Here is a 14,746-nt window from a genome sequence, read left to right as displayed (position 1 = left end):
CGTGGTCGCGCACGACATTCATAATAGATAAACAATGATCGACAAGCATAACATTACCGGCCTGATCCTGGCCGGCGGACGCGGCACCCGCATGGGCCGCGTCGACAAGGGCTTGATGCCGCTGCGCGGCGCCACCATGGCGGCGCAGGTGCTGCGCACGCTGGCGCCGCAGGTCGGCGCGCTGGCCATCAACGCCAACCAGAACCTGGCGACCTACGAAACGCTGGGCGTGCCGGTCTGGCCGGACGAGCTGGGCGGCTTTGAAGGGCCGCTGGCGGGCTTGCATAGCGGCTTGCGCCGTTGCAACACCGAATTCTTGGTCAGTGTGCCCTGCGACTCGCCGTTCTTGCCGGACGACCTGGTGGCGCGGCTGGCCGCGGCCTTGCTGGCCGAGGACGCCGACCTGGCCGTCGCCGTCACGCTGGAAAGCGACCCCGACGGCGCCGCCTACGAGCAAACCCACGCCGTCTTCTGCCTGCTGAAAACCAGCGCCTTGCCGACCCTCAGCGCCTACCTGGACGGCGGCGGACGGCGCATGCAGGGCTGGTATGGCGACTTGGCGGTGGCGCGGGTGCGCTTCGACCAGACCGAGGCGTTCCGCAACATCAACACGCCGGAGCAATTGCGCAGCGCCGAGGCGGGAATGGCCGCCGCTGCCCAGGCCGCCACGCCGGCGCCGCCCGCCGGCCAGCCCGGCGCCGCCGCGCTGTCGGTGCGCGCGGCCCAGCGCCTGATCGAGGCGGCCATCACGCCAATCCGCTCGAGCGAGCAGGTGGCGCTGCGCAGCGCGCTGGACCGGGTGCTGGCGGCCGACATCATCTCGCCGATCAACGTGCCGGCGCACGACAATTCGGCGATGGACGGCTACGCCGTGCGCGGCGCCGACCTGCGCGCCGACGGCCCCACCACGCTGGCCATCGTCGCCACCGTCTACGCCGGCCATCCGGCCGAGCTGGCCATCGGCCCCGGCCAGTGCGCCCGCATCATGACCGGGGCCGTGATGCCGGCCGGCTGCGACAGCGTGGTGCCGCAGGAACTGGTCAGCCACGCCGACGCCGCCGCCGTGACGATCCCGGCGGGCGCCATCCGCGCCGGCGACAACCGCCGCCTGAAGGGCGAGGATTTGCTGGCCGGCAGCCCGGCGCTGAAAAAAGGCAAGATCATCCGCCCGGCCGAATTGGGCCTGCTGGCCTCGCTCGGCGTGGCCGAGGCGCCGGTGCAGCGGCGCCTGCGGGTGGCGTTCTTCTCCACCGGCGACGAATTGCGCTCGATCGGCGAGCCGCTCGACGCCGGCTGCGTCTACGACAGCAACCGCTACACGCTGTTCGGCATGCTGAACCGGCTCGGCTGCGACGTCATCGACATGGGCATCGTCCAGGACCAGCCGGCGGCACTGGAGGCGGCGCTGCGCAGCGCCTGCGAAAACGCCGACGCCGTCATCACCTCCGGCGGCGTGTCCTCCGGCGAAGCCGACTACACGCGCCAGATCATGGCAAGGCTGGGCCAGGTGGACTTCTGGCGCATCGACATGCGCCCCGGCCGGCCGATGGCGTTCGGCCAGATCAGCTCGAACGGTCGCAGCGCCTTCCTGCTCGGCCTGCCCGGCAACCCGGTGGCCGTCATGGTGACCTTCTATTTCTTCGCCCGCGTCGCGCTGCTGCGCATGATGGGCGCCGACGCCGCGCCGCCGCCGCTGCTGCGGGTGCGCTCGCGCGACCCGATCCGCAAACGGCCGGGCCGCACCGAATTCCAGCGTGGCATCCTCGGCCTCGACGCCGCCGGCCTGCAAGAGGTGCGCGTAACCGGTTCGCAAGGCTCCGGCATCCTGCGCTCGATGTCCGAAGCGAACTGCATGGTCGTGCTGCACGACGAGCAGGGCAACGTCGGCGCCGGCGACGCGGTCGACGTCATGCTGTTCGACGGCCTGGTCTAGGCGCCGTCCGGCCGGCGCGGCACCGCCGCCCTCCTCCTTGCCCTGGTGCCAAACCAAGAGCGTCACCCTGGGGGCAGAGCCTCAGGGTTTAACCTACTCGCCTTGACGCCGGCTCTTTGACGGCGCGCCGATCCAGCGACTCCCCAGCACACCTGGAATAAATGTCCAGCGTTATCTTCCCACCCTGAAAATATTCCGGATCAACGTTGCGGCGAAACAAAATTTACCCTCAAATATCTTTCTTTATTACCAAATCAGTTTCCCTCGTGATAACATGCATTCCGGTTAGATCATTCACTTGTGAAAATAATAATGACAAACAACAAAATATCAGCCTTTTCCCGTCGTCCACTGGCCTGGATTTCCGGCATCGTCGGTATGCTGATGTGCGCGACCGCCTTGTCGCTGGCGCCGCTGCCGGCCCAGGCAAAAGCGGCGCCGGCCGACGAGCGCATTGACAGTTGCAACTGGAACCGTCCCGGCGTCAATCCCTTCATGGGCGACGTCGTTGCAGCGGTCGACCGCTACCAGGACATTCCCGGCCCGGTGCGCGAGCGCCTGAAACAGCGCATGCGCGACCGCAACTTCGACGAATTCGTGACCATCAGCCGTGACGCCATCAGCGGCCGCGACAACTACGACGCGCGCATCAGCGATATGCACTTCGGCACCGGCCGGGTTTGCCGCCAAGTGTCGCGCGCCGGTTGGACTGCGGACATGAAAGAACGCGGCCTGGTGTACTGCGAACAGGGCCATTGCATTCTGGTACCAACGATTTGCCGCAACGTCAGCCGGATCTCGCGCGGCGCGCCCACGGCGCAAGGCGCTGGCGGCGCTGGCGGCGCAGGCGGCGCAGGCGGCGCAGGCGGCGCACCGGCCGGCGAGGTATCGCCACCCTTCGCGGCAACCGAAGGCAATTCGTTTAACGAATTGCACAGCGGCTCGGCAGTGTCCCATAGTGACGTGCCGAACAAGGTCGCCAGCGGCGCCGGCGATCTGCCCGGCATGGTGTCGGGTGGCGGTCTCGGCCCCGCGGCAACCTCGCTGGGCGGCTTGTCGCTGTTTAGCGGCGGCAACGCCGTCAGCAGTGGCGGCGGTGGCGGTGGTGGGGGTGGTGGCGTCCCTCCCGCCGTCCTGACCCCGGTTCCAGAGCCGGCAAGCTGGGCCATGCTGTTGGCCGGATTGGCATTCGTGGGATTCGCTGCGCGCCGCAGCCGCAAGGCATAGGCAGCGCCCGCGTCGGCTTGAGTGTAAGGAACGGCCCCCGCGGGGGCCGTTTAGCGTTCCGGCGCCGCTTTCAAATGCGCCATCGCCTGGGCCGAGCTGGCGTACAAGGCAGGGTCGCGGTCGCGGCGCCGGAACGCCTCGCCCACGTAGGCGCGCATGAAGGCGCTGTGGGTGTAGCGCGTCACGCGGCTGTAGTAACGCTCGCTCAGGCCGTTCACCATGTCGATGTAATCGTCCAGCACGTCGGGCAGGATGGTGAAATTGTCGTAGTTGACGACGGCCGGCACTTTTTTGCCGAGCAGCTCCAGGCGCGCCGCGACCAGCGTGCTGATAGCGGCGATGGTGGCGCTGTCGGCCACGTTGAAACCCTCGAAATTGACAAAGAACAGCTCCTGGCGCGGGTCGTACACCAGCCGTTGCTCCAGCGGCAGCGAGAGCATATCCGCGCGCAAACCCATTCCATCGTCGACGAAAATGCGCGCATCCATCAGCTTTAGCGTCGCACTGACGGCGGGCGCGAAGGCCATTTGGCTGAGTATGTCGCGCTCCAGTTCAATGCCGGGCGCGATCTCGATCAGCTCCAAGCCCTGCGGCGTCAGGCGGAACACGCAGCGCTCGGTGACGAACAGGGCCGTCTGGCCGCGCGCGCTGGCGTGCGCGCCGCTATAGGTGCGGTGCTCGACCTCGCCGATGAACTTGCGGCAGGCGCCCTCCTGCACGATGGCGAGGCGGCCGCCCTGCACCGCCAGCTTCAGGCCGTCGGCCGTGAAGGTGCCGACAAACACCACCTTCTTGGCGTTCTGGCTGATATTGATGAAACCGCCGGCGCCGGCCAGGCGGCGTCCGAACTTGCTGACGTTCACGTTGCCCAGGGCGTCGGCCTGGGCCAGGCCGAGGATTGCCACGTCCAGCCCGCCGCCGTCGTAGAAGTCGAACTGGTAGGGCTGGTCGATGATGGCGTCAGCGTTGGTGGCCGCGCCAAAATTCAGGCCGCCGGCCGGCATGCCGCCAATGACGCCGGGTTCCGCCGTCAACGTCAGCAAATCGAGCAGCTTCTCCTCGGCGGCAACGGCGGCGACGCCCTCCGGCATGCCGATGCCGAGGTTCACCACATTATTCGCGTACAACTCCATCAAGGCGCGCCGGGCGATCACCTTGCGCTCGCACAGCGGCATCGGGGCAATGCTCGACAAAGGCACCCGCAGCTCGCTGGCAAAGGCCGGACTGTACTGCTCGACGAAGGTTTGCATATGGTATTCGGGCTTTTCCGCCACCACCACGCAATCGACCAAGATGCCGGGGATTTTCACTTGGCGCGGGTTCAGGCTGCCGCGCTCGGCGATGCGCTCGACCTGGACGATGACGATGCCGCCCGAATTGTGCGCCGCCATCGCGATGGCCAGCGCCTCCAGCGTCAGCGCCTCGCGCTCCATCGTCACGTTGCCGTTGGCGTCGGCCGTGGTGCCGCGGATGATGCCGACATGGATAGGCATGCTCTTATAGAACAGGTATTCCTTGCCGCCCAGGACGATCAGCTCGACCAGTTCCTCGGTGGTGCGGGCGTTCACCTTGCCGCCGCCGAAACGCGGGTCGACGAAGGTGCCCAGGCCGACCTCGGAGAGCAGGCCCGGCTTGCCGCCGGCGATGTCGCGGAACAGATGGCTGATGACCCCCTGCGGCAGGTTGTAGGCCTCGATCTTGTCGTCCATCGCCAGGCGCTGCAGCTTTGGCACCAGGCCCCAGTGGCCGCCGATGACGCGGCGGACCAGGCCCTCGTGCGCCAGATGGTTCAGGCCGCGCTCCTTGCCGTCGCCCTGCCCGGCCGCATACACCAGCGTCAGCTCGCGCGGATGCGCCAGGCCGTCCTGCGACTCGGCGCCGGACTGCAAAAAGCGCTGCTCCAGCGCCACCGCGATATTTTCGGCGAAACCGATGCCGACGAAACCGCCGGTGGCGACGGTGTCGCCGTCGTGGATCAGCCGCACCGCGTCAAAGGCGCTGACGATTTTGTTGCGCTGGGCGCCGCTGTGCAGGCCGGCGGCGGCCGAGTCGATGCTGCGAGCGATGCTGGAAGACGACATGTTTTCTCCTCAAACAATTCAACCACGCCGACTTTACCGTGGCGCGGGCGGCTCCTACGGCGCCTCGTCCAGCTCGACGTCCGGGCCCAGCACCAGTTGCGCGGCCTCGCTCGGCAAGGCTTCCACCGACTTCAGCTTACGCGCCATCTGGCGGCTGCGCACCTCCGCGCTCTCGATATTCTTAGCGGCGCGTTCCAGCGCCAGCTTGGTCTGGCTCAAGACATCGCCGAATTTGCCGAACTCCGTCTTCACCGCGCCCAACACCTGCCACACCTCGGACGAGCGTTTTTCCAGCGCCAGCGTGCGAAAGCCCATTTGCAGGCTGTTCAGCAGGGCCGACAGCGTCGACGGCCCTGCAATGCTGACCCGGTTGACGCGCTGCAACTCGTCGGCCAGGCCGGGGCGCCGCATCACCTCGGCGTACAAGCCCTCGGTGGGCAGGAACAGGATGGCGAAGTCGGTGGTGTGCGGCGGCGACAGGTACTTCTCGGCGATGGTTTTGGCCTCGCCGCGCACCGCGCGCTCCAGTTCGCGGCCGGCCAGCGCCACGCCGTCGGCGTCGGCGCGCTCGGCGGCCTCGACCAGGCGCTCGTACTGCTCCTTGGGAAACTTGGCGTCGATCGGCATCCACACCGGCGCGCCGCCGTCGACGGCGCCCGGCAGCTTCAAGGCGAATTCGACGCGCGCGCCGGTGCCGGGAATGGTTTCGACGTTTTTCGCGTACTGGTCGACGGTGAGTACTTGCTCCAGCAACATCTCCAGTTGCACCTCGCCCCAGGTTCCGCGCGTCTTAACGTTGGTCAGCACCCGCTTCAGGTCGCCGACGCCGATGGCCAGCTGCTGCATCTCGCCGAGTCCCTGGTGCACCCGTTCGAGCCGTTCCGACACTTGGCGGAACGACTCGCTCAGGCGCGCCTCCAAGGTCGCGTGCAACTTCTCGTCGACGGTCTTGCGCATCTCTTCGAGGCGGGCGCCGTTATCGGCCTGTAAATCGCCGATCTTCGACTCCAGCGTGGCGCGCACCTCCAGCAGGCGCTGCGCGTTCGACTGCGTCAGATGCAGCAGCGCCTGGTTCATCGCCTCGCCGAAGCGCGCCAGGCCGGCCGACTGCTCCTCGCGCCCGCCCTGCGCCTGCGCCTGGCTTTGCGCGCGCATACCGTCGAGCTGCTGCACCGTGGCCGCGTGCGACTGCGCCAGCGCCGCGCTCAACTCCTGGCGCGTGGCCTGGGCCGAGGACTGCAACTGCATGCGCACCTCGCGCTCGACGCGCTCGATACGCTCCAGGCTCAGTTGCTGCGACTGCTGCAACTGTTGCAATTGCAGCAGCGTCGCGGCCGCGGCGGCAGCGTCGCCGCCGCCGGTGCCGCGGCCGCGCCACCACAGCGCCGCCTGCAGCGCGACGCCGGCCGCCACCAGCGCCAGCAGCGCGAAAAATTCGATTTGGGTCATGACTCAAAAAAGTAAAAGCACATCAGTCGGGTTTGTTGCGCATCCAATCGGCGGTCTGGAAGAACGACTCCATCAGGCGCAACCGCAGCGACTCCTCGATGCCGGCGTCCTGCATGGCCCAGGCCATGCAGCGCAACCACTGGTCGCGCTCGCTGGTGCCGATGGCGAACGGCATATGGCGGGCGCGCAGGCGCGGGTGGCCGAAACGCTCGACGAACAGGTCGGGACCGCCCATCCAGCCGGTCAAAAACCAGAACAGCTTGTCGCGCGAGCCGTCGGTGGCGGGCGGGTGCATGGCGCGGATGCCGGCGAACTCCGGCTCCAACTCCATCAAATCATAAAAGCGGTCCACCATCGCGCGCAGCGTGGACTCGCCGCCTATCGTTTGGTACAAGGAAATGGGTTCAGTCATAGCCGCCATCATAGCGCAAGCGCACTCGGGAGTCAGGTCGCGCCACGGCGCTGTCAACGCCCCCGGCTCGCTACACCGCTGGGCTTGTCGCGCGGGCGGGCGGCTTAGACCAGGGCCAGACCGCCCATGCGGCGCGTCGAGGACCAACTGCCGAGGTCGGTTTCGTCGCGGATCGCCGCGCACGCCGCCAGCAGTTGCGCGATGTCCGCCTCGCTCAGGCAGGCGTTCAGCGTCAGCCGCACCAGCGAGCGGTTTTTCGGCGTCGCCGGCGCGCAGAACATGGCGCCGTAGATGCCGTGCCGCTCCAGCGCCTTGCGCAGCGCCAGCGTGCGCGGCTCCGGCCCCGCTTCCAGCGCGATGATTTGCTCGCTGCCGTCGTCGACGTTGTAGCCCTGCGCGCGCAGGCCGGCGCGGATGCGCAGCGTGTGCCGGCGCAGCGCCGCGCGGCGCTCGTCGGCGCCGCGGATGAAGTCGAGCGCGGCGTCGAACCACGCCAGTTCGTGCCCCAGCAGGCAGGAGCTGAAGATGGCCGGGCGCGACTCCGACAGGAAGTAGCCCTTGAAGCGGCTCGAGCAGGTGATAAAGCCGGCCCGCCCGGCGAACGCCTTGGCCAGCGAGGCGGTGCGGAAATGCACCCGCTCCGACAGCCCCGCCTGCGCCACCAGCCCGGCCCCCTGCGGCCCGTGCGTGCCCAGCGAGTGCGATTCGTCGACCACGACGATGCTGCCGCTGCGTTCGGCGATGTCGAGCAACTCGAACAGCGGCGCCAGGCTGCCGTTGGTGCTGTAGAGCGCGTCGACGACGATCACGCCGCGGCCGTGCTTGCCCACCTGGCGCTGCAAATGCCCCATGTCGTTGTGCAGGAAGGCCACCGGCTGCGCCTGCGCCGATTGCACCCCCTCCCACAGCGAGGCGTGCGCCTGCATGTCGAGGTAGACCGGCACGCCCGGTCCGGCGATGCTTTGCAGCAGGCCGACGTTGGCGGCCCAGCCCGACTGCGCCAGCACGCCGTCCTCGGCGCCCATGAAGGCCGCCAGTTTTTGCTCGAGCCGGTGCTGCGGGCTGCCGCTTTGCAGGTACACCGCCGACATCAGCAGTTCGCCCTGGTTCGCCGCCATGCTGCGCATCTGCGCCTGCAACAGGCTCGGCTCCGCGCCCAGGCACAGGTAGTCGTTGCCGGCGAGGAAAATCGCCCCCGGCTGCGGCGGCTGCCAGGCGTGCGGATGCTCGCCCCCCAGCAGTTTTTCGATGCGCGTGACGTGGTGCTGGTCCATGCGGCGCTCGACGAAGTCGCCCAGGCAGTGCTCGGCGGCGGGTCGGCCCGAAATGGCGCTGGTGCCGGCGGTAGCGTATAACATTTTTTCCCCTTATTCTGATGATTGTGTGACCTAAGGCAAAACCTTGACGCCACTGGAAACCGGGGACTTGATATATGTCAACTACAGTGCCGATAGTTTCCTATTCCACATCAATTCAATGGACTATGCGATATTGATAAAAGTCAAGCTGACGCCATGACCCGACGACGACCACAACGATGGATGCATTGGCAGCTTGGCCTGGTCCGTTCCCTGCTGGGGGCCAACGAATACGCCGCCGCCCGCGTGGTGCTGCTGTGTTGGATCGGCGCCGTCGCGATTCCCGCCTGCTACGTGACGTGGCGTTATTTTTTACCGCAGACCTATGAAAACGTGGTGCTGCGCTGCATCGGCATCGGCCTGTGCCTGATCGGCCTGTTCGCGCGCCGCTTCAGCAAGCGCGAACTCGACATCTTCCTGCTGGTCGCGCTGAGCTACCTGATCCCCTTCTTCTTCACCTTCATGTTCTTGATGAACCACGCCTCGGCGGTCTGGACCCAGACGCTGCTGGTCGGCCTGGTCGTGCTGTTCCACTTCGACATGGCGCTGGCCGGCGTCGCCTACGCGGTCGGCACCGCGCTGGCCTGCGTCGGCGTGCTGATCGCCGGCGAGGGCGCGGTGCTGCTGAGCAAGCCGGTGCTGCAGCAGTTGCCGATCCACTGGTTCACCATCGCCGAGCTGTCGGTAGCCAAGGTCGGGCGCAACGTGCTGGCGCAGGAAAAGCTGGCCGGACTGGGCGCCGGACTGGCGACCGTGGCGCACGAGTTGCGCACCCCGCTCACCAGCGTCGACGCCAACGCCCGCGGCTTGAACCGCTTGCTGCAGCACGACCAGGTCAACAGCGACAGCGCCCACGAGGCGCTGACCCGGATCCAGTTCGAAGTGCGCCACATGAACCACATGATCGACCTGTTCCTGCTCAGCGCCAGCGCGGTCAACCGCAACCTGCAGCCGAACGAGGCGGTCTCGATGGCGGCGACGGTCGACTCGGTGATCAAGCGCTATCCCTTCGCCGGCCAGCTCCAGCAAAATTCGGTGGTGGTCGAGGTGCGCGGCAATTTCATGTTCGCCGGCCAGAGCGAGCTGGCCGTGGTGATACTGCTGAACCTGCTGCGCAACGCGCTCAAGGCGGTGCAGCGCGCCGGCAAGGGCCGCGTGCGCATCATCATCGACGGCGCCCGCCGCACGCCGCGGCTGCTATTCATCGACACCGGCTGCGGCATCGCGCCGCGCCACCTGCCCTTGATTTTCCAGCGCTTCTACTCGTATCCGGCGCACAACGGCACCGGCATCGGCCTGGCCCTGTGCAAGGAAATCGTCGAAGCCTGGCAGGCGCGCATCCGCTGCGTCTCGCGCGAGACGGCGTACGCGATCTTCGTCCTGGAATTCCCCCTGAACGCGCCGGCGCGCACCCCCGGCACCCCCGGCATCCCCGGCACCCCCGGCCTCCATTAAGGCGACGTATGCACCTGCCCGTCTACACCCACCCGAGCCTGACCGTGCTGATCGACGACAGCGACTCCTTCCTGCGCAGCCTGTCGTTCCAGCTCGACCCGGCGCTGGCCAGGAAGACCTTCCACGACACCACCGCCGCGCTGGGCTGGCTGCGCCAGAGCCCGCGCTGCGGCGCCTCGCCGATGCAGGTCAATTTCGACGCGCCCAACCTGCCGCCGGACTACTGCAACGTCGCCGTCGACATCGAGAGCATCTACCGCATCAGCGGCCACGCCGAGCGTTTTTCGGTGCCGTCGGTGCTGGTCATCGATTACTCGATGCCGCAGATGAACGGCATCGAGTTTTGCGAGGCGGTGCGCGATCTGCCGTGCAAAAAAATCCTATTTACCGGCGCGGCCGACGAAAAAATCGCCGTCACCGCCTTCAACCGCGGCCTGATCGACCGCTACATCAAGAAAAGCGAGGACGACGCGCTCGACACGCTGGAACTGGAAATCCGCGCGCTGCAAACCGCCTTCTTCGCCGAACAGTCGGAAACCCTGCGCGACGTGCTGCTGCTGCACAACTACCAGTTCCTCGGCGACCCGGCGCTGGCGGCCGTGGTCGGCACGCTGATCGCCCGGCACGGCTTTGTCGAGCACTACATCTTCCCGAACCCGACCGGCATCCTGTTCTTCGACCGCGACGGCAACGCCCGCCTGATGATCGTCGAGACCGAAAAGGGCATGCGCGCGCAGTACGAGATCGCCCGCGACAGCGACGCCCCGGCCTCGCTGCTGAGCGCCCTGCTGGAGCAGCGCGTGCTGCCGTTCTTTTCGGCCGCCGGCGGCGACGGCATGTACCACGCCGCCGTCGGCGACAACTGGTACCGCTACTGCTGCGCGCCGCAGGTCTGCCGCGGTGACGAGACCTATTTCTGGGCGTTGTTCGACCTGCCGGCGCACTACTTCGACCGGCCGGTGTTCCCCTACGCGCAGTACCTGCGCGAGCACGGCGGCGCGTGAGGCGGCGCCAACGTCAAAAAAACCAGGGAAAAAGAGCCCCCGGCCCGCCGCCGCCTACCCTTCGCGCAGGGTCTGCAGCGGCGGTTGCTTGAGCACGTTGCGCAGGCCCAGCCAGCCGCCGGTGATGGCGCACAGCGCGCCCGTCACCAGCCCGGCCAGCCAGACGCCGGAGCCGAAGCTCCATTCGAACTTGAACTGGTAGGTCGCCAGCGCCCAGCCCATCGCCGAGGCGCCGGCCGCCGCCAGCAGGCCGGCCAGCGCCCCCACCAGCGTAAATTCGATCAGCTGCGCCTGCGACAACTGGCGCCGCGTCGCGCCCAGCGCGCGCAGCAGGCCGGCCTCGCGGGTGCGCTCGTCCTGCGACCCCATCAGCGCGGCGTACAACACCAGCACGCCGGCCGCCAGCGTGAACGAGAACAGGAACTCGACCGCCGTGACGACTTGTTCCAGCACCGCCTGCACCTGCTTGAGCACGCCGCCGACGTCGATTACCGTCAGGTTCGGATAGTCGCGCGTCAGGGCGTTGCCCAGCGCCGCCTGGGCGCGCGGCAGGTGGAACGCGGTGATCCAGCTTTGCGGCGTGTCGGCCATCGCCGCCGGGTTGATGATGACGAAGAAGTTCACCTTCATCGACCCCCATTCGAGCTTGCGCAGGCTGGTCACGGCCGCCTCCACCGGCGTGCCGGCGATGTCGAAGCGCAGCTTGTCGCCCAGCTTCAGATTCAGCGTCTTGGCGATGCCCTCCTCGACTGAGGCCTCGGCCGGCGCGCCGGCGCGGTCGGCGAACCAGCTGCCGGCGACGAGCTTGTTCTGTTCCTGCATCTGCGCCATCGTCGACAGGTTGAATTCGCGCTCGGCCAGGTTCTTGGCGCGCTCTTCGGTGTAGGTCGCCGGCGTGATGGCCGCGCCGTTCACCGCCACCAGGCGCCCGCGTATCATCGGGTACAGCGGCGCGTTGACGACGCCGGCGCCGGCCAGCCGGCGCGCGATCTCGGCCTTCTGCTCCGGCTGGATGTTGATGATGAAGCGGTTCGGCGCGTCCGCCGGGGTGGCGTTGCGCCAGGCCGTCATCAGGTCGCCGCGCACCACCGTCAGCAGCAGCAGGGCCATCAGGCCCAGCGCCAGCGACACCACCTGGACGATGGTGGCGCCGGGGCGGCGCTGCAGCGACGTGACGGCGAAGCGCCAGCTTTGATGGTTGACGGCGCCGCGCAGCGTCTTCAGCGACTTCAGGCCGAGCCAGGCCACCAGCGCGAACAGCGCGAAGCCGACGAGGAAGCCGAGCGCGGTCAGCAGCGCCAGTTGCGCGTCGCCGGCCTGCCACAGCAGCAGCAGCACGAAGCTGCCCAGGCCCAGGCCGTAGGTGGCCAGGGCCAGCGGCTGCGGCGCCGCCTGCTCGCGGCGGATCACGCGGTTGTGCGGCACGTTGCGCAGTTGCAGAATCGGCGGCAGGGCGAAGCCGAGCAGCAGCAACATGCCGGTGGCCACGCCGTGCAGCGCCGGCAGCGCCGACACCGGCGGCAAGTCGCTTTGCACCAGCTTGCCCAGCAGTTCGAGCAACAGCAGGTGGCCGCCGAAGCCGACCGCCACGCCGACCACGCTGCCGGCCAGGCCGACCAGCGCGAATTCAATCAGGTACATCGCCGTCGCCTGGTTTTGCGTCAGGCCCAGGCAGCGCAGTATGGCGCAGGCGTCCAGGTGGCGCAGCATGAAGCGGCGCGCCGCCATCGCCACGGCCACCGCCGCCAGCAGCGCCGACAGCAGCCCGACCAGCGACAGGAAGCGGTCGGCCCGTTCCAGCGTCGACTGCATCTCCGGCCGGCCCGTTTCGAGCGAGTCGATGCGCACGCCCTTGAGCGCCGCGTCCTTGATCTGCGCCTCCAACCAGGCCTGGTAGCCGGCCACGGCGGCGCCCTGCCCGGCCGACGCCGACGCCAGCAGCAGCCGGTAGGTGACGCGCGCGCCCGGTTGCACCAGGCCGGTGGCGGCCAGTTCGCTCAAGGGCAGCATCACGCGCGGCGCGAAGTTGAGGAAGGCGGCGCCGCGGTCCGGTTCGCTGGCGATCAATTGGGCGATCGTGAAGCGCTTCTCGCCCAGCTGGATGGTGTCGCCGACGCGCGCCTTCAAGCCCGGCAGGATGCCGGCGTCGACCCACACCGTGCCCGGCGCCGGAATGGCCTCGGTGGCCGCGCCCTCGCCTTCGCCCGCCTGCTCGGGCGCGGTGCTGATTTTCAGCCGGCCGCGCAGCGGGTAGTGCTTCGAGACCGCCTTGATCGAGGCCAGTTGCGCCACCGATTGCTCGCCCTCGCCGGCCTGCGCCATGCTGGGGAAGACCACGGTTTGGGCGATGCGCAGCCCGCGCCGCTCGGCCTCGGCCAGCCAGGCCGGGTTGAGCGGGTTGTCGGCGTTGACCACCAGGTCGGCGCCCAGCAACTGGTGGGCGTCGCGGTTCAGGCCGGCGCGCAGCCGGTCGACGAAGAAACCCACCGCCGACAACGACGCGACGGCGACGATCAGCGCCACCAGCAGGAAGCGCAACTGGCCGGCGCGCCAGTCGCGCGCGGTCATTTTCAGGGATAGGCTCAACATGGTGTGTTCCAGACGGCGCGGACGCAATGGGGGGGGAGGCAAAGCCGGCGGGCGGACGCGCCGCCGGCGCACGCGATTAAACGGCCTTAGACGGCGGCGGCGGCGAAAAAGGCGTCGACCTCGTCGAGGTAGGCTTGCTTGGCCGCGGCCGGCAGGAAGGCGGCGGTAAAGCCGTTGCGCGCCAGCGTGCGCGCGTGCGCCAGGCCGAGCGGCAGCGCCTCGAACACGGCCAGGAAGTTGGCGTTCATGTAGCCGCCGAAATAGGCCGGGTCGTCCGAGTTGACGGTGACCAGCAGGCCGGCGTCGAGCAGTTGCAGCAGATTGTGCTCGGCCATCGTGTCGAACACGCACAGCTTGGTGTTCGACAGCGGGCACACCGTCAGCGCGATCTGCTCGCGCGCCAGGCGCCGCGTCAGCGCGGCGTCCTCCAGGCAACGCACGCCATGGTCGATGCGCTCGACCTTGAGCACGTCGAGCGCGGTTTCAATGTAGGCCGGCGGCCCTTCCTCGCCGGCGTGGGCGACGACGTGGAAGCCCAGTTCGCGGCAGCGCGCGAACACCCGCGCGAACTTCTCCGGCGGGTTGCCGACCTCCGACGAGTCGAGGCCGATGCCGATGAACTTGTCGCGCTGCGGCAGCGCCGCTTCCAGCGTGGCGAAGGCGTCCTCTTCCGACAGGTGGCGCAGGAAGGACAGGATCAGCGTGGCGCTGACCGGGCTGTCCTGGCAGGCGCGGTGGATGCCGCCGATGACCGCTTCGATCGGCACGCCGCGCGCGGTGTGGGTTTGCGGGTCGAAGAAAATCTCGGCGTGGCGCACGTTGTCGGCTTGCGCCCGCGCCAGGTAGGCGCTGGTCATGTCGTAGAAATCCTGCTCTTTCAGCAGCACGCTTGCGCCCGCGTAATAGATGTCCAGAAACGACTGCAAGTCCTCGAAGGCGTAGGCCAGGCGCAGTTGCTCGACCGATTCATAGGCCAGCGCCACGGCGTTGCGCCGCGCCAGCGCAAAGATCAGTTCGGGCTCCAGCGAGCCCTCGATATGGATGTGTAGTTCGGCCTTCGGCATGCCTTGCAGCAGCGCGCGCAATGCGTCGTTCATCATGTGTTTTTTCCCTTCGATTCGCGGATACGTACGTCAATAGGCAGGCATCTTAGCGCAAGATCGGCGGCGCCACTTGCCGCCGCCGCGCTTTGCTGCGCCGCACCGTCGCGCGCCGGCGCGGCCAGCCCCTGCGCGGCG

At 68.0% G+C, this 14,746-nt stretch carries 10 protein-coding genes; 4 read left to right on the top strand and 6 right to left on the bottom strand.

The window, feature by feature from the left end:
* Nucleotides 1-34: 34 nt before the first annotated feature.
* Nucleotides 35-1,933, top strand: coding sequence for a molybdopterin molybdotransferase MoeA (moeA, locus tag JANGC3_RS0123155; protein WP_017878867.1), 1,899 nt, complete (start codon nt 35-37; stop codon nt 1,931-1,933).
* Between the two features lie 378 nt (nt 1,934-2,311).
* Entirely contained in the window at nt 2,312-3,160 is an 849-nt protein-coding gene (locus JANGC3_RS29920) for an MHFG family PEP-CTERM protein (protein ID WP_051068342.1), read from the top strand.
* A 50-nt stretch (nt 3,161-3,210) separates the two neighbouring features.
* On the opposite strand, the gene JANGC3_RS0123145 is transcribed toward JANGC3_RS29920, so the two are convergent.
* The 4 genes from JANGC3_RS0123145 to cqsA form a co-directional block, all read right to left on the bottom strand.
* Nucleotides 3,211-5,241, bottom strand: a complete 2,031-nt coding sequence (locus JANGC3_RS0123145) for an acyl CoA:acetate/3-ketoacid CoA transferase (RefSeq protein WP_017878866.1) — start codon at nt 5,239-5,241, stop codon at nt 3,211-3,213.
* A gap of 54 nt (nt 5,242-5,295) precedes the next feature.
* A complete protein-coding gene (rmuC, locus tag JANGC3_RS0123140; RefSeq protein WP_017878865.1) occupies nt 5,296-6,690 on the bottom strand; it encodes a DNA recombination protein RmuC in 1,395 nt (464 codons plus the stop codon).
* A 22-nt stretch (nt 6,691-6,712) separates the two neighbouring features.
* Nucleotides 6,713-7,111, bottom strand: coding sequence for a group II truncated hemoglobin (locus JANGC3_RS0123135; RefSeq protein ID WP_026133393.1), 399 nt, complete (start codon nt 7,109-7,111; stop codon nt 6,713-6,715).
* 95 nt (nt 7,112-7,206) lie between these two features.
* Nucleotides 7,207-8,460: an alpha-hydroxyketone-type quorum-sensing autoinducer synthase gene (gene cqsA / locus JANGC3_RS0123130; protein ID WP_017878863.1), complete on the bottom strand. Its 1,254-nt coding sequence runs from the start codon at nt 8,458-8,460 to the stop codon at nt 7,207-7,209.
* 183 nt (nt 8,461-8,643) lie between these two features.
* On the opposite strand from cqsA, the gene JANGC3_RS0123125 reads away from it, so the two are divergent.
* Together JANGC3_RS0123125 and JANGC3_RS0123120 are read left to right on the top strand one after the other, a co-directional pair.
* A complete protein-coding gene (locus JANGC3_RS0123125; RefSeq protein WP_017878862.1) occupies nt 8,644-9,915 on the top strand; it encodes a sensor histidine kinase in 1,272 nt (423 codons plus the stop codon).
* A gap of 8 nt (nt 9,916-9,923) precedes the next feature.
* Nucleotides 9,924-10,919, top strand: a complete 996-nt coding sequence (locus tag JANGC3_RS0123120; protein ID WP_017878861.1) for a response regulator — start codon at nt 9,924-9,926, stop codon at nt 10,917-10,919.
* A 54-nt stretch (nt 10,920-10,973) separates the two neighbouring features.
* On the opposite strand, the gene JANGC3_RS0123115 is transcribed toward JANGC3_RS0123120, so the two are convergent.
* Nucleotides 10,974-13,508, bottom strand: coding sequence for an ABC transporter permease (locus JANGC3_RS0123115; protein WP_017878860.1), 2,535 nt, complete (start codon nt 13,506-13,508; stop codon nt 10,974-10,976).
* Between the two features lie 86 nt (nt 13,509-13,594).
* Nucleotides 13,595-14,608: an adenosine deaminase gene (locus JANGC3_RS0123110; RefSeq protein ID WP_017878859.1), complete on the bottom strand. Its 1,014-nt coding sequence runs from the start codon at nt 14,606-14,608 to the stop codon at nt 13,595-13,597.
* Between the last annotated feature and the right edge of the window lie 138 nt (nt 14,609-14,746).

The organism is Janthinobacterium sp. CG3 (assembly GCF_000344615.1).
Classification (GTDB): domain Bacteria; phylum Pseudomonadota; class Gammaproteobacteria; order Burkholderiales; family Burkholderiaceae_D; genus Janthinobacterium.
The sequence above is the reverse complement of the archived record's forward strand: the minus strand, read 5'-3'. Positions and strand labels throughout refer to the sequence as shown.